The organism is Pseudomonas sp. MIL19 (assembly GCF_028680365.1).
Classification (GTDB): domain Bacteria; phylum Pseudomonadota; class Gammaproteobacteria; order Pseudomonadales; family Pseudomonadaceae; genus Aquipseudomonas; species Aquipseudomonas spirodelae.
In genome coordinates, this window is record NZ_JAPPVG010000018.1 from 13,116 (window position 1) to 32,149 (window position 19,034).

At 59.9% G+C, this 19,034-nt stretch carries 17 protein-coding genes and 1 pseudogene; 4 read left to right on the forward strand and 14 right to left on the reverse strand.

What is annotated here, in order from left to right:
- Positions 1–29: 29 nt before the first annotated feature.
- The 12 genes and pseudogenes from N1078_RS19695 to N1078_RS12925 form a co-directional block, all read right to left on the reverse strand.
- Complete coding sequence (locus tag N1078_RS19695; protein ID WP_443218112.1) at positions 30–911, reverse strand: methyl-accepting chemotaxis protein; 882 nt, start codon at positions 909–911, stop codon at positions 30–32.
- Positions 888–1,985, reverse strand: a pseudogene (locus N1078_RS19700) (methyl-accepting chemotaxis protein); the annotation flags it as partial. The pseudogene N1078_RS19700 and the gene N1078_RS19695, both read right to left, overlap by 24 nt.
- A 389-nt stretch (positions 1,986–2,374) precedes the next feature.
- Positions 2,375–3,835 carry a sodium-dependent transporter gene (locus N1078_RS12880; RefSeq protein ID WP_274088571.1) on the reverse strand — a complete coding sequence of 487 codons (1,461 nt, stop codon included), beginning with the start codon at positions 3,833–3,835 and terminating at the stop codon, positions 2,375–2,377.
- Positions 3,836–3,999: 164 nt separating this feature from the next.
- On the reverse strand, positions 4,000–4,650 hold the full coding sequence (gene maiA / locus N1078_RS12885; protein ID WP_274088572.1) for a maleylacetoacetate isomerase: 651 nt from the start codon (positions 4,648–4,650) through the stop codon (positions 4,000–4,002).
- A gap of 99 nt (positions 4,651–4,749) precedes the next feature.
- Positions 4,750–5,733: a fumarylacetoacetate hydrolase family protein gene (locus tag N1078_RS12890; RefSeq protein WP_274088573.1), complete on the reverse strand. Its 984-nt coding sequence runs from the start codon at positions 5,731–5,733 to the stop codon at positions 4,750–4,752.
- A complete protein-coding gene (locus N1078_RS12895) occupies positions 5,733–6,872 on the reverse strand; it encodes a homogentisate 1,2-dioxygenase (protein WP_274088574.1) in 1,140 nt (379 codons plus the stop codon). The genes N1078_RS12890 and N1078_RS12895 overlap by 1 nt, the downstream gene beginning before the upstream one ends.
- 109 nt (positions 6,873–6,981) lie before the next feature.
- The gene (gene hppD / locus N1078_RS12900; protein ID WP_274088575.1) at positions 6,982–8,064 is read right to left on the reverse strand and encodes a 4-hydroxyphenylpyruvate dioxygenase; all 1,083 of its coding nucleotides are present in this window, start codon (positions 8,062–8,064) and stop codon (positions 6,982–6,984) included.
- A 461-nt stretch (positions 8,065–8,525) separates the two neighbouring features.
- Positions 8,526–10,304 (reverse strand): ABC transporter ATP-binding protein, encoded by a 1,779-nt coding sequence (locus tag N1078_RS12905; protein ID WP_274088576.1) that lies wholly within the window; start codon positions 10,302–10,304, stop codon positions 8,526–8,528.
- Positions 10,297–10,929, reverse strand: coding sequence for a DsbA family protein (locus N1078_RS12910; RefSeq protein ID WP_274088577.1), 633 nt, complete (start codon positions 10,927–10,929; stop codon positions 10,297–10,299). The genes N1078_RS12905 and N1078_RS12910 overlap by 8 nt, the downstream gene beginning before the upstream one ends.
- A gap of 2 nt (positions 10,930–10,931) precedes the next feature.
- Entirely contained in the window at positions 10,932–11,870 is a 939-nt protein-coding gene (trhO, locus tag N1078_RS12915) for an oxygen-dependent tRNA uridine(34) hydroxylase TrhO (protein WP_274088578.1), read from the reverse strand.
- 199 nt (positions 11,871–12,069) lie between these two features.
- Entirely contained in the window at positions 12,070–12,363 is a 294-nt protein-coding gene (locus N1078_RS12920) for a BolA family protein (RefSeq protein WP_274088579.1), read from the reverse strand.
- A gap of 12 nt (positions 12,364–12,375) precedes the next feature.
- Complete coding sequence (locus tag N1078_RS12925; protein WP_274088580.1) at positions 12,376–12,876, reverse strand: DUF2059 domain-containing protein; 501 nt, start codon at positions 12,874–12,876, stop codon at positions 12,376–12,378.
- A gap of 261 nt (positions 12,877–13,137) precedes the next feature.
- Here N1078_RS12925 and N1078_RS12930 point away from each other — a divergent pair, with 261 nt between their 5' ends.
- The 3 genes from N1078_RS12930 (at position 13,138) to N1078_RS12940 (ending at position 16,279) form a co-directional block, all read left to right on the forward strand.
- Complete coding sequence (locus N1078_RS12930) at positions 13,138–14,154, forward strand: DUF2804 domain-containing protein (RefSeq protein ID WP_274088581.1); 1,017 nt, start codon at positions 13,138–13,140, stop codon at positions 14,152–14,154.
- 117 nt (positions 14,155–14,271) lie between these two features.
- Positions 14,272–15,666, forward strand: a complete 1,395-nt coding sequence (locus tag N1078_RS12935) for a class II fumarate hydratase (protein ID WP_274088582.1) — start codon at positions 14,272–14,274, stop codon at positions 15,664–15,666.
- Positions 15,659–16,279, forward strand: a complete 621-nt coding sequence (locus N1078_RS12940) for an NAD(P)H-dependent oxidoreductase (protein WP_274088583.1) — start codon at positions 15,659–15,661, stop codon at positions 16,277–16,279. Before N1078_RS12935 ends, N1078_RS12940 begins: the two co-directional genes overlap by 8 nt.
- A gap of 5 nt (positions 16,280–16,284) precedes the next feature.
- On the opposite strand, the gene N1078_RS12945 is transcribed toward N1078_RS12940, so the two are convergent.
- Entirely contained in the window at positions 16,285–17,247 is a 963-nt protein-coding gene (locus N1078_RS12945) for a DMT family transporter (RefSeq protein ID WP_274088584.1), read from the reverse strand.
- A gap of 288 nt (positions 17,248–17,535) precedes the next feature.
- Between N1078_RS12945 and N1078_RS12950 the strand changes: the two genes are divergently transcribed.
- Complete coding sequence (locus N1078_RS12950; protein ID WP_274088585.1) at positions 17,536–17,745, forward strand: DUF6316 family protein; 210 nt, start codon at positions 17,536–17,538, stop codon at positions 17,743–17,745.
- 70 nt (positions 17,746–17,815) lie between these two features.
- Here the strand turns inward: N1078_RS12950 and N1078_RS12955 are convergent, their stop codons facing one another.
- The gene (locus N1078_RS12955; RefSeq protein WP_274088586.1) at positions 17,816–19,000 is read right to left on the reverse strand and encodes a thiolase family protein; all 1,185 of its coding nucleotides are present in this window, start codon (positions 18,998–19,000) and stop codon (positions 17,816–17,818) included.
- Positions 19,001–19,034 lie beyond the last annotated feature (34 nt).

The window sequence follows — 19,034 nt, forward strand, 5'->3', positions numbered from 1 at the left end:
TGAGTGAGCCCAGCCTAAGAACCGCCAACTCAGCTGCGGAACTGCGCCACCAGGCCCTGTAGTTCAACGCCCAGGCGCGCCAGCTCGGCGCTGGAAGCAGCAGTCTGCTGACTGGCGCTGGCGCTTTGCTCGCCGATATCGCGCACCCGCGTCACGCTTTCACTGATGGTCTCGGCCACCGCACTCTGCTCTTCGGCGGCGGCCGCAATTTGCTGGTTCATCTGTTCAATAGTGCTCACCGCCTGGGTGATCCGCCCCAGCGCGTCCCCCGCTTCACCCGCGAGAGTCACCGTGCGCTGAGTCAAGGTGCGGCTGCTGTCCATTTTCTCCACGGCGCCCTTGGCCAGGCGCTGCAGACTGGCGATCAACCCTTCGATTTCCTCGGTGGAGTCCTGCGCACGCTTGGCCAAAGCGCGCACCTCATCGGCAACCACGGCAAAGCCACGGCCCTGTTCGCCAGCCCGTGCAGCCTCGATGGCCGCATTCAGTGCGAGCAGGTTGGTCTGCTCAGCCACATTGCGGATGACTTCCAATACGCCGCCGATGCGCGCGCTCTCTTGGTTCAACGCCGCAATGGCTTCGGCGGACTCTTCCACCTCGGTGGCCAGTTGGCCGATCTGACTGACCGTTTGCTGCACCACCTGATTACCCTGCTGCGCTTGGTTGTCGGCCACGCGGGCGGCCAGCGATGCTTGCTCGGCGTTCTGCGCCACTTCCTGCACGGTGGCGGCCATTTGGTGCATAGCGGTGGCGGTTTGTTCGGTTTCCATTTTTTGGCTCAGCACGCCGGCACTGGTTTGTGCCGTAATCGCCGAAAGCTGCTCGGCGGCCGCGGCAATCTGGCTCACCCCACCACCAATACGCCCAACCAGGCTACGCAGGCTGACACTCATCACCTGCATGGCGGCCATTAACTGACCAGGCTCATCACGTCGATCTTCGGGCAGATCATGGCTCAGGTCGCCGGCGGCAATACGCTGGGCAAACAGCACGGTTTGCTGCAACGGCGCGACAATCAAACGGGAAATGACCAGCGCCGCCAGCATGCCCAAGATCACAGCAGCAATGCCCATGGCACCGAGCATCATTAAGGCCTGACGGCTGTCTGCAGCCATGGCTTGCTCTTGCTGCGTTTTGCGTTGTTCCACCAAGGCGAGCAACGCGCGGGCCTGCTCAAGCATCTGCGCTTCGCTCTGCTGACTCTGTTCGCGCACCTGGCGGTAATTGGTAAATGCCTGTTGATACAGCGTCAGGGCTTGCAAGGCGGTCTCGATTGAGCGCTTTTGCTCATCATCCAGCCAGACCATCAGGCTACGCGCCACGCTTTGCAGGTCATCGTTGATGTAGGTCCACTCATCTAAGGCGTCGCTTGAACCCTCGATGATGTACTGGCTTTCATAGCCGCGCAGGTCAAGCATGCGTTTGCTCAGACCCGAGGCAGTTTCCGCCAGGGTCAGCGGGTCGCTGCCGCGCAGCTTGTCGCCCTCTAGGCGTAATTCACGCACGGCGTCATACATATCCAGCTCAATCACATCGAACTGATCACGCGCTTCACCCGCCGCCTCACGCATCTGCGTACGTGCCGCGCGGGCATTGTTTTGCTGCTCAACAAAACTGTCGAACTGCTGGCGATAGGCGTCGAGTGCCTGCTGCATGCCGTTCAAGCCTGCTTGGTCAGCACGGGCAGCGGCTGCCAGTTGTTGAGCCAATGCCGAGCTGGCACGGTCCAACTGCGCATGCATTTGAGCCGCCGCCTCGCTGCTCTGGCGCAGGGCGTAATCACGCTCAGCACGGCGCGCTTGCAACACCTCGGCATCGATTGCTGACAGGCCACGGGTCCTGGCATTGCCTTCCAGCACGGCTTGAACCGCGAGAAAGCCACTGCCGGTCACGGCAACGGTGAGCAACAGCACCAGGCCGAAGCCGCACATAAGCTTTTTACTGACAGACAAGTCGGCCAACAGGCGGGGGACAGAAGAAGACATAACGACAGCTCCGTTTTTATTATCGAGTGCAGCCCGACATGGCAATGACGGTATGGTCAGCGCACGCACACCAGCTAGCAGCTTAGCCCGGCTTTACTGCAACCCTTGCGCCAGCTCGCTGCTGTGCCTCGGCAAAACATCAAAGGCCTCGCCAACGCCAGAGCCCACGGTTTTTTTGGTCACGCAGCGGCGTTGAGCAGCTGGCTAGAAACCGCCTTTCGCCGGACGCATCGGCAAGTTTCCGCTGATCGCCCGGCAACAGTGGCGAGTAGCCGCCAAAAAATATTCGCCAATGTGATGGCGAAACCCCCTAATCCACCGGCAAGAAAAAGGGCGCACGGCTTTCGCCCATGCGCCCTCTGCTGCTTTTGCTGCTCAGTGCGTCTGGCTTATCGCCCCGCGAGCGCCGGCACGACCCGAGGGCGCAGCACTTCGCCCAATATTGCCAGCACACCAATGGCACCGGCGATCCAGTACCAATGAGCAACCGGGTCAAACATCAACCAGCCCAGGGCATGCAGGAACACCACCATGATCAGCACCGGGCTGACGTAGCGCACCATAAACAGCCACAAGGCGTAGCCCAGCGGCGGCAGGCCCAGCTCGTCACGCATGATCTCGCTGCGCAGTGCATAACCGGCCAGCAAGACGATAAAGATCCCGCCCAGCGGCATCATCCAGCGTGAGGTCAGGTAATCCAGCCAATCGAAGAAGTTCTTGCCCATGGGGGTCCAGCCCGCCATCAGGTTGAACGACAGCATGGCCAGCAGGCTAATAACCAGTAGCACCGCACCGGCAGCCGCCGCGGCCTTGAAGCGGCTTACGCCGTACTTCTCATTCAGGTAAGCCACGGTCGCTTCGATCATCGAGATGGCTGAAGTCAACGCTGCAATCGACACCATGGCGAAGAACAGCGCACCAAAGGCGGTACCAAACGGCATCTGCTGGAAGGCCAGCGGCAGGCTCATAAAGATCAGCCCCGGGCCCGCGCTTGGGCTCATGCCGTTGGCAAAGATAATCGGGAAGATCGCCAAGCCAGCCAACAGCGCCACACAGGTGTCACAGATGGCCACAACAAAGGTGGTGCGCGCCACCGACTGGCCATCCGGCAAGTAGGAGCCGTAGGTGAGAATCGCCCCAGAGGCCAGGCTCAGGGTGAAGAAGGCATGACCCAAGGCAGCCAGCAGCGCTTCACCGGTGATTTTCGAGGCATCGAAGCTGAACAGGAAGTCGAAGCCCGCACTGAAGCCGCCACTGGTGAAGGCGTAGCCCACCAACACCACGAGCATGACGGCCAGCCCCGGCATCATCCAGCGCACGGCATTTTCGATGCCCTTTTGTACGCCTTTGGCCACGATCCACAGGGTCAGCAGCGCCACCAGCACGCTCCAGCCGCCGAGCTGCCAGGGGTTGGCGTTGTGCGCCTCAAACACCCCGGCCAGCGCATCAACACTGGTCGCCGCCAAGGAACCGTCGAGCATTTTCACCGTATAGGCAAACGCCCAACCCGCCACCACCACGTAGAAACACAGGATCATAAAGCCGGCGAGCATGGCCATGCCGCCCACGGCCTTCCACAATGGGTTGCCGCCATTCTCTTTAACCACCCGGCCGATCGCATCAATCGGGCTGCCACGGCCGCGCCGGCCAATGGCGATCTCGGTCATCATCACCGGAATACCAATGGCCAGAATGCAGGCCAGGTACATCAGCACAAACGCACCACCGCCGTATTCGCCGGTGATGTAAGGAAACTTCCAGATATTGCCCAGCCCCACAGCGGAGCCAGTAGCAGCAAGGATAAAGCCCCAGCGCGAGAGCCAGAGGTTCTTGGGTTTTTCACGAGTCATGCGTCACCTGTTTGTTTTTATCTGTGACGAAATAGAACCCGCTGCGCTTGTGGCGCGGCGGAGTGGCAAGGCATCCAGAGGGTGTAAGGCAGCCGATCTGGCCACCGAACACGCTCTGCAAAACCGGATTCGCCAGACCCCAGTGGCGGCGAAGCCGGCTGGGATCACTGGGCGTCGGATTGCACCTCCGGCGCAGCCTGCTTAAAGGCATCCAGAGACTCACAACGCGCCGCCATGGCGAGGATGCGTGGGTACGCATCAAGGTCACAGTTAAAACGGCGCGCATTATACAACTGCGGGATCAGACACGCTTCCAGATATCCGGGTTGTTCGCCGAGTGACAGGCGATCATTGAAGACCACCAGGCCGGCTTCGACCGCGGCCAGGCCTTTGTGCAGCCAATGGCGGTACCAGGCATCCTTGGCTTGCTCCCCCACGGCCAGTTCGCCAGTCAGGTATTGCAACACCCGCAGGTTGTTTAGCGGGTGCAGGTCGCAGGCGATATGCAGCGCCAGAGCGCGCACCTGAGCGCGTTGCGCCGGGGCGCGGGGGAGTAGCGGCGTATCGGGGAACATCTCATCGAGGTATTCAAGGATGGCCAGCGACTGGGCAATGCGCACCCCGCCGTTGCCGTGATCGACCAGCAGCGGTAACAGTTCCTGCGGGTTCAGCGCTTGATAGTCAGTGCTGTGCTGCTGACCGCCATCCTTAACCAGATGCACCGGCACTTGCTCATAGGCCAAACCTTTGAGGTTGAGCGCAATGCGCACCCGGTAGGCGGCGCTGGAGCGCCAATAGCCATAGAGCGTCAACATGGCAAATAGCCTCCGAGCCAAAGCGTAGGATGGGTTGAGCCTGCGATACCCATCGTCCCGGATTGATGGGTATCGCTGCGCTCAACCCATCCTACGGATTCAAAGCTCATACTTTTCCACCGCCTGATCGATTGCGCCGAACAGGCTGTGCCCGGCAGCGTCGAACATCTCGATGCGTACCCGATCACCGAACTTGAGGAACGGGGTTTTCGCCTCGCCACTTTCGATGATTTCCAGCATGCGTTTTTCTGCCAGGCAGCTGGAGCCGGCGCTGCGGTCGTAGTTCGATACGGTGCCGGAACCGATGATGGTGCCACTGCCCAGCGGGCGGGTCTTGGCCGCGTGAGCCACCAGGGTCGGGAAGTTGAAAGTCATGTCAACGCCGGCATTCGGCTGGCCGAACAACGCGCCATTGATATGCGAGACCAGCGGCCGATGCACCTTGCCATCGCGCCAGGTGTCGCCCAGCTCATCCGGGGTAATCGCCACCGGCGAGAAGCTCGACGACGGCTTGCTCTGGTAAAAACCGAAGCCCTTGGCCAACTCACCGGGAATCAGGTTACGCAGCGACACATCGTTAACCAGCATCAGCAACTGGATATGCCCGGCGGCCTCGGCAGTGGTTGCGCCCATCGGCACGTCGTCGGTGATCACCGCGATTTCGGCCTCCAGGTCGATGCCCCAAGCCTCGTCGGCCATCTGAATCGGGCTGTGCGGCGGGATAAAGCAGTCGGCGCCGCCCTGGTACATCAGCGGGTCATGCCAGAAGCTTTCCGGAATTTCGGCACCACGCGCCTTACGTACCAGCTCCACATGATTGACGTAGGCGCTGCCGTCGGCCCAGTGATAGGCGCGCGGCAACGGACTGTGGCAGGCCGCCTGATCGAAGGCAAATGCACCTTCTTCCAGACCATCATTCAAATGCTGGTAGACCGCCTCCAGCTTGGGCTTGGCCACCGCCCAGTTATCCAGCGCGGCCTGCAGGGTGGCGGCAATCGCCGGGACTTCGGTGGCGCGGCTTAGATCGCGCGATACCACAACGAGCACGCCGTCGCGGCCTTGCTTCAGTGATGCGAGTTTCATCAGGATTCCTTGCCCGGCGCACGCCAGGAGTTCACATATTCGGGGACATCCACACCAGCGGCGGCTTCGCCGACATCCAAGGCACGGCGGGTATCGATCATCACCGCCACTTCATCGATAAAGGTCGCCGGATCGGTCTGCGCCTTTTTCAGCGCCTTGGGGTGCGGGCCATGAGGGAAGCCACACGGGTGCAAGGTGACCATGCCCTGCTCGATGTTGTCGCGGCTGAAGAAGTTGCCACGGTGATAGAACAGCACTTCGTCGTAGTCGTCGTTGTTGTGATAGAACGGCACCTTCAGCGCGCCGGGGTCGCTTTCCACCGGTCGCGGAGTAAAGGTGCAGATCACAAAGCCATTGGCGACAAAAGTGGTGTGCGCCGAAGGCGGCAGGTGGTAGCGGTGGCTCATCAAGGGGCGAATATCGCGCCAATTGAGCCGTACCACGGTGTTGTCACCATGCCAGCCGACCACATCCAGCGGGTTGTAGGGATAGGTCACTGTGCTGATCTGACCACGGCGCTTGATGCGGATCTGCCAGGTGTTCTCGTCCTGCTGGGCCTTGAAGGCGTCATCGATACGCGGATGATCGAGCACCGCCGGGTCGAAGATCGCTTGCGGGCCAACCAGGCCTTTGTCCGGCAGCTGATAGGCGCCGTCGGTGCTTTCGATCAGCAGCATAAAGGTCGGCTCATCGGCCTCGATGCGCCAAGCTGTACCGCGAGGAATCAGCAAGTAATCACCGTCGCGATAGGTCAGATGGCCGAAATCGCAGTAGAAGTGCCCTGCGCCCTCATGAATAAACAGCAGGTCATCGCCGTCGGCGTTGCGTACCAAATGGCGCATGGCGCCGTGGGTTTTCCACACGCGCAGCTTCACATCGCTGTTATGCAGAGTCAGCGGCGCAGCCAGCGGGCAATCACGCTCGCTGGAAATATCATTGAAGTTGAACGCATGCGGGCGCAGCGGCCCTTCCCAGTCGATCCAACCAGTCGGCGGGTGTTTATGGTGCAGATGCGCCGTGGGGCCGAAGAAGCCCTCGCGGCCCATCTCGCGTTCATAGGTGCCTTCGGGAAAGTCACAGTGCGCCTGACGCGAGTACTCGCCTTCACGCAGGGGAAAACTGATCCAGTTACGGCTCATGGCCGGTATCTCCTAAATACGGCGTTTCGTAGGGTGGGTTAGGCGCAGGCACGATGTTCAAAATCAACCAGGATGCCGGTGCGCCGTAACCCACCCTACGGTTTACCGATCAATCGGCTTTGATCACGCCGCGCTTGATCTGGTCTTCTTCAATCGACTCGAACAACGCCTTGAAATTACCCTCGCCAAAGCCCTGATTACCCTTGCGCTGGATGATTTCGAAGAAGATCGGCCCAATCACCGTGTTGGTGAAAATCTGCAGAAGGATGCCGTCATCACCTGGCGCGCCATCGATCAAAATGCTCAATTCACGCAGCACATCGGTCGGCTCGCCATGCCCGGCCACGCGGGTGTCGACCTTGTCGTAATAGGTGCCTGGGGTGACCATAAAATCCACGCCATTGGCGCGCAGCTGGCGCACGGTGGCGTAGATATCTTCGGTGGAGAGGGCGATGTGCTGGATGCCTTCACCCTGGTATTCGCGGATAAATTCCTCGATCTGCGACTTGTCGTCGGCTGACTCATTGATCGGGATGCGGATCTTGCCGCACGGTGCGGTCATCGCCCGCGACAGCAGACCGGTGAGTTTTCCTTCAATATCGAAGTAGCGAATCTCGCGGAAGTTGGCGATGCGCTCGTAGAAGCTCGACCACACATCCATCTGCCCGCGTTTAACGTTGTGGGTCAGGTGGTCCAGCTCTTTCAGGCCGACCGAGTTGTCGTTTGGCGTGCGGCCTTCGATGTATTCAAAGTCGACGTCGTAAATGCTCTTGTCGCCGTAACGATCGACCAGGTACAGCAAGGAGCCGCCGATACCCTCAACGCAGGGGATATTCAGCTCGCCGAAGTTGGCATGGCTGCCGACCAGTTTGGCGCCCTGGGACTCCACATAGGCCGCCGCCTGGGCGGCGTTCTGCACGCGGAAGGCCATGGCGCAGGCGCTTGGGCCATGCTTCAGACCGAACTCGCGCACATGCCCAGTCGGGCTGCCGTTGAGGACGAAGTTGATGTCGTTCTGCTGGAACAGCCAGACCTCTTTCGAGCGGTGCTTGGCGGTTTCGGTAAAGCCCATGGCGGTGAACAGCTCACGCAGCTGTTGAATGCCTTCCGGGGTCGGTGCGGTGTACTCGACGAACTCAAAGCCGTCGGTGCCAATCGGGTTGTGCTGTTCGATCTTGTTCACGGCGTTCATTGCGCCTCCTCGTTGTTGTTTTGATCAACCGCTGCGACGTCCCGTCGCACGGCGTGGATTGAACTCATAACAACCGAGCGCAGCCCTGCTCACAAGCCGGCCCAGAGCACCCTGCCCCAGGCTTGGTCATAGCTTTCGGCAAGTTTTTAATACAGCCAGAAAAACAGCGGGAATGCTGACCGAAAGCACCCACCATGCGTAACGATAAATTTACAAAGCGGTCGATTTAACTGCCAAGCGCAGGACAGCAGCGCTTCTAACCTAGTTGAAACCCACAACAAATCGCGGGCATGGCCCGCACCTACGATTAGGGTGTGTCCGTAGGAGCGGGCAATGCCCGCGAGAAAGTGTTGTTTTCGCCAGGAGCCGTAGGGTGGATGACGCTTCACCCATTCACCAATGCGACCTCACGGTGGATAAAAATAGCGTCATCCACCTCAGGGTTTTGCCCAGCGCAGCTATCAGTGCTGCAGATGGCCGTAGAGTTTGGCGTAGAGACCACCTTCGGCAATCAATTCTTGGTGGCCGCCGTCTTCGGCGATGCTGCCGCCGTCGAATACCAGCACCCGATCGGCCTGTTTCACCGCGCTCAGGCGGTGGGCGATGATCAGCGTGGTGCGGCCGCGTAGGAATTGGTTGAGGGCTTGGTGCAGGGCATATTCAGTCGCGGCATCCAGAGCCGAGGTGGCTTCATCGAGAATCACCACTTTCGGCTCGGCCAGCACCATCCGCGCAATGGCCAAGCGCTGACGCTGACCGCCAGAGAGGCGTACGCCGGAGCGGCCGACAATGCTGTCCAGCCCCTGCGGTAAGGCGCGAATGGTGCCGGCCAGCTGGGCAATTTCCAGTGCACGCCAGCAGAACTCATCACTGCGTTCACGGCCCATGCACAGATTGGCGCGCACCGTATCGTTGAACAGCGCGGGGTGCTGCAGCACCACCGCGACATGCTCACGCACCGTTTCTAGGCCGATCTCTTGCTGGCTGCTGCCACCAAAGCGAATGGTCCCGGCCTGCGGCGTATAGAGCCCGAGCAGCAGTTGCACCAAGGTGCTTTTGCCACCGCCGCTGGCGCCAACAATGGCGACCTTCTCCCCTGGTGCGATGCTCAGGTTGAGGTTATTCAGCACCGGCTCATCGTTGTAGGCAAAGGTCAGGCCGCTAACTTCGATACCCACGGTATCGCGCCCCTTGAACGGGTCAACCTGGCCGGGATACTGCGGCTCATCCTGGCGCGCCAGCAGTTCATTGATCCGGCTTAAGGCGCCGCCGGCGGCATAATAGGCGTATTGCAGGCTAAGCAACTGCTCGACCGGGCCGATCATAAACCACAGGTAACTGAACACCGCGAGCATCTGGCCGATCGACAGGTCGGAAAACAGCACAGTAAGCATGGCCGCGGCACGGAACACATCGATACCAAACTGGAACAGCAAGCCACTGGCGCGGTTGGAAGCATCGGTCTTCCACTGCGAGTTCACCGCAAAGTCGCGCACTTCTTTGGCCCGGCCACCGAGACGACCGAGGAAAAAGCCCTGACGGTTGCCGGCGCGGATTTCCTGAATGGCTTCCAAGGTTTCCGTCAACGCCTGGGTAAAGCGCGAGGTGCTGTCGTTTTCCAGTTTTTTAAGGTGTTTGACCCGCTTGCCCAACTGCACCGTGGCGTAGATCACCAACGGATTGAACAGCAGAATCAGCAACGCCAATTGCCAGTGCATCCAGATCAGAATCGCCGAGGTTCCAGCCAGGGTCAGCATGGCCACTAGGAAACGGCTGAGGGTTTCGCCAACGAACTTGTCGAGGGTGTCCAGGTCCGTGACCAGGTGCGTGGTCACGGTGCCGCCACCGAGGCTTTCATATTCAGCCAGGGAAATCCGCTTGAGGCGCTCGATCAGGCGAATACGGATGCGGTAAACGATGTCTTTGGAGAGGCGCGCGAACAACCGCGCCTGCAGCACGTTAAACACCAATGCGCCGCCGCGCAGGAACAAGGTCAGCACCAGCATCAGGCCGATATAGCCGGCTGCGGTTTCCCAGTCGCTCGGCAGGAAGTTATCCATCACCTTGAGCGCGGCATCGCCGTCGTTGAGCAGTACTTCGTCGACCAATAAAGGCAGCAGCAGCGGGATCGGCACGCTGCACAGCGTGGCCAAGACCGCGACACAATTGGCCCAGACCAAGGCTTTTTTATGCTGCAAGGCCAGCCGGCGTATTTCTGCCCAGCTCAGGCGATCAAGCATGTTCAACACGCTCCAGCCAGCGCGCCAGCAAGGGCTGCAACACATCAAGCGGCTGGTAGCCGTTGGTCAGCAGCGCCAGTTGGCCATTGCGCTCAGCCAACAGGGTGGGGAAACCGGCAATGCCCAAATCCTGGCTCCAGCTAAAGTCGGCAGCGGTGGCTGCACGCTGCGCGGCGCTGTCGAATGCCTCGGCGAACTCGCTACGTGCAAGCCCAGCACGCTCAGCCAACTCCACCAATACACTGGCGCGGGTGACATCTACGCCCTCTTTATAGAACGCGCGCTGAATCAACTGAGCCAACGGCCAAGTCAGTTGCGGGTCAAGGTGGCGGGCCGTAACCAGGGCGCGGCAAGCCGGCTCGGTGTCGTACACCAAGCCTTCGGGCAAACCCTCATTAAAGTTGAACAGCTGGCCGGTGCTGGCATTCACCGCCTGCCAGTAACCCAGATAACGCACCCGCGCGGCAGCATCAATGGCCACGCTGTCGCGACGCAAACCACCGAGTACCAGTTGCAGGCCAACCCCGGACGCAGCGGCCTGCTCGGCGAGGGACTCCAGCACCGGAGCAAACCCCCAGCACCACGAACACATCGGGTCCATCACATACAGCAGGCGTGCGTGCATGCTCAGGCCTCGCGCGCTTGGCGATGGTTGTAGCCCAAGGGGTGCGGTTGATTACGCGCCTTGGCCAGTTCGATCTGACGCTGGCGCTCACGGGCGCCGGCGCGGGTTTTCTCTGGCAGCGAATCCCAGCAATGCGGGCAGCTGACACCTGGGGTGTACAGCTCGGACTGACGATCCGCCACGGAGACCGGTGTGCGGCAGGCGTGGCACTGGTCGTAGTCGCCTTCCGTTAGGTCATGACGCACGGTCACGCGGTTATCAAACACAAAGCAGTCACCCTGCCATTTGGTTTGTTCCTGCGGCACTTCTTCCAGGTACTTGAGGATGCCGCCCTTGAGGTGAAAGACCTCCTCAAAGCCTTCGCCAAGCATGTAGCTGGAGGCTTTCTCGCAGCGGATGCCACCGGTGCAGAACATCGCGACTTTCTTATGCTTGGCCGGGTCGAAGTGCGCCTTGATGTACTCGGGAAACTCGCGGAACGACCTGGTTTTTGGGTCTACCGCGCCTTCAAAAGTGCCAATCGACACCTCGTAGTCGTTGCGCGTATCAATCAGCAGTACTTCAGGGTCGCTGATCAGCGCGTTCCAATCTTTGGGCTCAACGTAGGTGCCAACCTTCTGATTCGGGTCGACGCCGGGCACACCGAGGGTGACGATTTCCTTCTTCAGCTTGACCTTGGTGCGGTAGAACGGCTGTTCATCGCAGTAGGACTCTTTGTGATCGATATCGGCCAGGCGCGCATCCTGGCCAAACCAGGCCAGCAGGCCATCAATACCGGCGCGGCTGCCAGACACGGTGCCGTTTATGCCCTCTTCGGCAATCAGCAACGTGCCTTTGATACCGTTATCCAGCATGGCTTGCAGCAGCGGCTCACGCAGCTCATGAAAATCTGGCAGGGAAACGAATTTATACAGCGCGGCGACAACGATCTTGTCAGTCATGGGTATGTCCTTCAGTAGTCGCCCACGTAAAGGGCGGACTGGGATAAATAAAATTACCGCAAGCAATTGTTCACGTTGCTTGCGGCGAGTTACAACGTGACCGCCAGGTCCAGCGGTGCACAAACAAATACGCCGGCGCTAGGCCGGCGGGGGCGACAGTTTACTGTCCTTGAGTAACGCCGTGTAGAGGCGAATTGCCTCAGTGGCCGCCTTTGCAGGTGGGAGAGGCAGGTGCCACGCCCTGCTGCGACCATTCATCCGGGGTGTAGGTGTGCAGCGCCAGAGCATGAATCTGCCCCATCAACTCACCCAGGCAGGCATACGTCTTCTGGTGGCGTTTAACCGCATTCAGCCCCGCAAACTGCTCGCTGACGACCACGGCTTTGTAGTGGGTTTCCAGGCCACGGCTGTGCATGTGGCTTTCATCCAGCACTTCAAGGTGTTGGGGCTGCAGAGCCTGTAAAGCTTCCTGCAACAGATCGATCTTCGGCATCACGGGGCTCACTCAGGGCTTCTTAGGGGTTAGTTTTGTGGTCATTTCTGCCAGCAATTGATTGACCTTGGGCACTGCTGCTTCCAGCTTGCTCTGAGTCAATTGCGCCGACTGCGCCGTCAACGTAGGCATCTGCTCCAGCACTTTCTTGCCCAGCGGCGATTCGTAGAAGCGGATCAGGTCTTGCATTTCCTGCTCGTTGAACGTGCGGGTGTAGAGCTTGACCATGTCCGGCTTGAGTTTGTCCCAGCCCACGGCCTGTTCAAGGGCCGTATTGGCCTGAGCCTGATAGGTTTCCAGTACGGCCTTTTCACTTTGCGGGGCATTGCTCTCGGCAAAACGCTGGGCAAACATCTGCTGCACCTGCGCATACACCGGCACCGCCAGCTTGTCGGCACGCGCCAATAACAGGAAGCGCTCGGCATCCGCGGCATGGCTCTTGGCATCGGCGAAAACCTGTGCGCTACCGCACGTCAGTAATAAGGCAGCACAAAAGGCGGGTAAACGTGACATGTACTACTCCTGAACATGAAGAGCCCTGTTTGACTCAATTGACGGCATTTTGTGCCCAAGCGCTTGTCCTACTCAAGCATGGACGGCGGCCCAAGCAATTCACGCTGCAACTGTGCACTGGCGCACAGCCTGCTTAAAGGCCAAAATGCCAGTAATTGTCGCGCTGACACGCACCGGCGCATGCTCGGTGGATTGTCCCGCAAGATTCAACATGCCCACGCCCGTAAAGGCCAAGCATTCGCACACACATGGACGTGCCCAATGAACAGCCTCACCCTGCCTGAGCCTTTCGCCGCCCTCGCGCTATGCGACAGCCGCGGTCAGCTCAACCCTCAAGCGATTGGTTGGTCACCCCGGCCCATGGTTGATTGCGCCATCCCCGGCCATTTTGGTCGGCGCAAGCGCTGGAACCACTGGTGCATCACCACACCGCACTGGATGCTGTCTTTTACCCAGGCCGACCTCGACTATCTGGGTTATGCCGCTGCCTATTTTCTTGACCTGGAAACCGGTCAGGCCGCCGCTTTCAGCCAATTCCACCTGCTCGGTCGCGGCCATGATCTGCCAGACCAACCGCAGAAAAGCCACGCGTTCAACCACCCTCACCTGCAATTACGTGTCGCTGAACAAGCGGGTCGCAGCTGCATTACCATCAATGCCTCGAGCATTGGCGGTCAGCCGTTGCAGGTTGATCTGGATGTCCAACGTCCGGCTCACCTCGACTCAGTCAACCTGGTCGCCCCGCTGGGCCCGAAGTGCTTCCATGCCACCAGCCGTCATCTTGGCCTGCCCTGCAGCGGCAGCGTGCGCTTGGGTAAACAGCAGTACAGCTGTCCCACCGGGCAAAGTTTTGCCTCGCTGGACTTCGGTCGTGGCGTCTGGCCGTTCAACAGCCACTGGACCCGCGCCGCCTTCGCTGCGCCAGGCGGCATTGCCGGCAACTTTGGTTCGGGCTGGACGGACTACAGCGGCCTGTCGGAAAACACCCTGTGGTTTGGCGGCGAACTGCAACATCTGGATATTCCCATCACCATCACCATCACCCAGTCACCGCATAGCTCGCTGGCGCCCTGGCAGCTGCGTAGCCCGGGTAACAGCGTTAACTTGACCTTTACCCCACGCCAACGCCATAAGGCCTACCGCCGGCTAGGACCGTTTTATGCCGATACGCGGCAGTGGTTCGGCCATTTCGACGGGGTCTTGCATGGCCCGCAAGGCGAGCGCGTGCCCGTCCAAAATGCCCTTGGCTGGCTTGGCGACACTCGCGCACGCTGGTAGAAGAGCCTCAATGTTGAACCTCTGCGCCTAGTGAGCGACCTAAGCTGAGATAAGGCCGTGCCAGGCAATGGCCCGGCCATCCTTAATGCTGCATGCGCCACAATCAGGAGAGCCGCCATGAGCCGCACTGAAACCGACAGCCTGGGCCCGATTGAAGTACCGGATGAGGCTTACTGGGGCGCACAGACCCAGCGTTCATTGATCAACTTTGCAATCAGTCAGGAGCGCATGCCGTTGCCGGTGGTGCATGCCCTGGCGCTGATCAAAAAGGCTGCGGCACGCGTCAACCAACGTATTGGCGAGTTACCCGCCGACCTGGCCAGGCTGATCGAGCAAGCCGCCGACGAGGTGCTAGCCGGCCAACACGATGGGCAATTCCCGCTGATGGTCTGGCAGACCGGCAGCGGCACGCAGAGCAATATGAACGTCAATGAAGTCATCGCCGGGCGGGCCAATGAGCTGGCCGGTAATGGCCGTGGCGGCAAGTCACCCGTGCACCCCAACGACCATGTCAATCGTGCACAAAGCTCCAACGATAGCTTCCCTACCGCCATGCATATCGCCGCTGCGCAGGCCGTGCAGCAGCAACTGTTGCCGGCCATCCGTGAGTTGCGTGAAGGCCTGCAGGAACAGGCCGAGCGCCATGCCCATCTGCTCAAAACCGGGCGTACGCACATGATGGACGCCACGCCGATGACCTTCGGCCAGGAGCTGTCGGCCTTTGTCGCCCAACTGGGTTACGCCGAACGGGCCATTCAGGTCGCCCTGCCCGCCGTCTGCGAGCTGGCCCAAGGCGGCACGGCCGTGGGCACCGGGCTGAATTCGCCGCAAGGCTTTGCCGAAGCCATGGCCGCCGAACTGGGCCCACTGAGCGGCCTGCCACTGGTCAGCGCACCCAATAAATTTGCCGCCCTGGCGGGCCATGAGCCGCTGGTAACGTTGTCGGGCGCGTTGAAAACCCTCGCCGTGGTGCTGATGAAACTGGCCAACGACTTACGTTTATTGGGCTCTGGACCGCGCGCAGGGATTGCCGAAGTCCGCCTGCCGGCCAATGAGCCTGGCAGCTCGATCATGCCGGGCAAGGTCAACCCAACCCAGTGTGAGGCGCTGTCGATGCTGGCCTGCCAGGTGCTGGGTAACGACACCAGCATTACCTTTGCCGCGAGCCAGGGGCATCTGCAGCTCAACGTGTTTAAACCGGTGATCATTCACAACCTGCTGCAATCGGTACGCTTGCTGGCCGACGGCTGCCATAACTTCCAGCAGCATTGCATTGCTGGTCTGCAGCCGGATGCCACGCGTATGGCCGAGCACCTGGAACGCGGCCTGATGCTGGTCACCGCGCTCAACCCGCATATCGGTTACGACAAAGCGGCGCAAATCGCCAAACAGGCTTACCAGGAAGGCACCACCCTGCGTGAAGCGGCGCTGCAACTGGGCTACCTGAGCAATGAGCAATTCGACGCCTGGGTGCGCCCGGAAAACATGCTGGAGGCCGGTCAACATGAGTGACGCAGCAAAGAGCGGTGCAACGCCATTGGAAGGTGATGGTAAGCGCATCCTGATGATTCTCGGCACGCCGAAAAACAGCAGCCTGTGCCATGCATTAGGTGAAGCCTATGCCCAGGGCGCTCGCAGCAAAGGCCACGTGGTGCGCCAGTTGAAACTAGGGGAAATGAACTATGACCCTGTACTGCGCGATGGCTACGAGCAAAGCCAACAACTGGAACCCGACCTGCTGGAAGCGCAGCGGCAGATTCATTGGGCCGAACACTTGGTATTCGTCTACCCGGTTTGGTGGGGCGGGATTCCGGCGCTGCTCAAAGGTTTTTTTGACCGCACCTTTCTGCCTGGCTTTGCCTTTAAGTACCGCAACCGCTCACAACGCTGGGACAAACTGCTAAGCGGCCGCACTGCGGATCTGCTGGTGACAATGGACACCCCGCCTTGGTACTTCCGCTGGATCTATGGCGCACCCGGGCATCGACAAATGACCCGTACCATTCTTGGTTTCAGCGGCATCAAAACCCGCCGCCTGGCCGAATTTGCTCCGGTACGCCCCTCTAGCGAAGAACAACGCCAGAGCTGGTTACGCCGTGCGGAAGCACTGGGCGTGCGCGCTTAAACCTATCAAGCCAGCGCGGCCAAGCGCGCCTTCCGGGCGCGCCAACCCGCCAGTAGCGAAGGCCCGAGCGCAGTCAGCGCCGAACCCATTACCACCAGCACCGCGCCAGCGTAAGCCAACCAGTTGATCTGCTCCGGCTGCACATATTCAGGCCACCAACTGGCTGCCAGCGCCACCGAGATAAACGTCACCAACGGCGTAATGGCCAGCGCCGCGCTAACCCGCGAGGCCTCCCAGTGAGCCAGCGCCTCGGCAAATGCGCCATAGGCCACCAGGGTATTCAGGCAGCAGGCCAACAGCAGCCAACCCTGCAGCGGGCTCAACTCCAGCGCCTGCAGTGGATGCGCCCAGGGGGTTAACAGCAAGGCGCACGCCAGATAAATCACCATCATCACCTGCAGCGAGTTCCACACCGTCAGCAGCTGCTTTTGCGCCAGGCCATAAAACGCCCAGACAAAGGCGGCCAGCAACACAGTCAATACGCCGGTGGTGTAAGCCGTCAGCGAGTTCAACAGTTCATCCAGACGCTGATTAAAGAACAAGGCAAAGCCAACCAGCAGGACCAGCAAGCCAAGCCCCTGGCCCAGACTGAAGCGCTCGCGAAAGACGAACAAACTGCTGATCAGCAACAAAATCGGCGCCACCTGAATCACCAGCTGAGTGGTGCCAGGGCTGAGCAAATTAAGGCCAACGAGGTAAAGCACATAGTTGGCCGTCAAGCCGGCGATCGCCAGCAACAGCAACCATACACCCTTTTTCCCCAGCGGGCGGAACGCTGGCAAGCGCCTACTGGCGGCCAAATAAGCCAGCAAAATCGAGCCGGACACCAGCAGGCGAAACCAGGTCACCGTAACCGGGTCCATGACCTGTAGCACTTGCTTGAGTTTGATCGGCAGAACGCCCCACAACACGGCGGTCAGCAAGGCGAGAAACAGACCGTAGAGCCAACGACCAGAAGAAATATGCATACCGGTTCCGCAATCAACGCCTCAACCTTTGCCCAGTGCAGGTTACAGCGGCGAACGCACAGTTTAAGGCGCCGACTCTAACCGGCACAGCTACAGCGAAGCGCCAGCAAAAAGCGCAACTGTACTGATAGCCGAAACATCAGGCCAGCGAATTGGCGTCAAAACTCACCAAAAGCACGTAAAACCCTGCAAATAACCCGCAAAAACGACCATCCATCGTTAACTTAGATAGATGATCCGGTGAGGTTTAGACTTCCTTTAGCAACTTATTCTTGCGGGAGTTCATCTATGTTCGGTCAACGCGCTATCGATCACAGCCCTGGCACTCACTATCGCAGCGAGCGCGTCAGCGCGGTCAACGGCCAATACTTTTTCTCCACCCGCGAGGGGTCATTGGAAGGGCCCTATTTCACGCGATCGGATGCTGAGCGTGAGATTGCTTTCTATATTCGCCGGATGATCCAGGCGAACGAGATCATCGAGAGCCGTGCGTTCTGAGCCATCGCATCCTATGAACAAAAAAACCGCGATCACTCGCGGTTTTTTGTGGGTTCAACGCAGATGCTGATCAGCGCACTGCTTCAAACAGCCCTGTTGCCCCCATACCGCCACCCACGCACATGGTGACAATGCCGTAACGCAGGTTGCGCCGCTGCAACTCACGCACCAGATGGCCGACTTGGCGCGAGCCAGTCATGCCAAACGGGTGACCAATGGAGATCGAACCGCCATTAACGTTGTACTTGGCGTTGTCGATCCCCAGACGGTCGCGCGCGTACAGGCACTGCGAGGCGAACGCCTCATTGAGTTCCCACAGGTCAATATCGGCAATGCTCAGCCCCTTGGCCTTGAGCAGCTTGGGCACCGAGAACACCGGGCCAATGCCCATTTCATCCGGCTCACAGCCCGCAGCAACAAAGCCGCGGAAAAACGCCAGTGGTTTGAGGCCCAGTTCAAGGGCTTTTTCCAGGCTCATGACCAGGGTCATCGACGCCCCGTCGGACAGCTGCGAGGCATTGCCCGCGGTGACCGAACCGTCATCGGCGAACACCGGCTTGAGCGCGGCCAGGCTTTCCAGAGTGGTGTCGGCGCGATTGCAGTCATCATGGGCGACGATGCCATCAACAATGCTCTTTTCACCGCTGGCTTTGTCCTCGACCTGATACTTGACGTGCATCGGCACGATTTCATCGTCAAACAAACCTTCAGCCTGAGCTCGCGCGGTGCGCTGCTGACTTTGCAAGGCGTAGGCGTCCTGCGCCTCACGGCTGACGTTGTAACGGCGCGCGACGATCTCGGCGGTCTGGCCCATGGGGTAATAGATACCTGGCACGTCTTTTTGCAGCACCGGGTTGAACAGGTTCTGCGTGTTCATGCTTTTCAGGGTCATGGTGATCGACTCGACACCACCGGCCACGATCACATCGCTGCAACCGGACGCCACCTGATTGGCCGCAATTGCAATGGCCTGCAGACCCGAGGAGCAATAACGGTTGAGGGTCATGCCGGCGACATTGATGCCCAGCCCCGACAGCACGGCGACGTTACGGCCGATGTTCATGCCCTGCGCGCCTTCGTTGGAGCCGGCGCCGACGATGCAGTCGTCCACTAAGGCTGGATCGATGCCAGTGCGCGCCAGCAGTGCATTGACGCAATGGGCCGCCATGTCGTCTGGACGGGTCAGATTGAACTTGCCGCGAAAAGACTTAGCCAAACCAGTCCGTACGCTGTCAACGATCACCACTTCACGCATGCTGCACCTCATTGTCATCGGGTTAAGTTGCCAA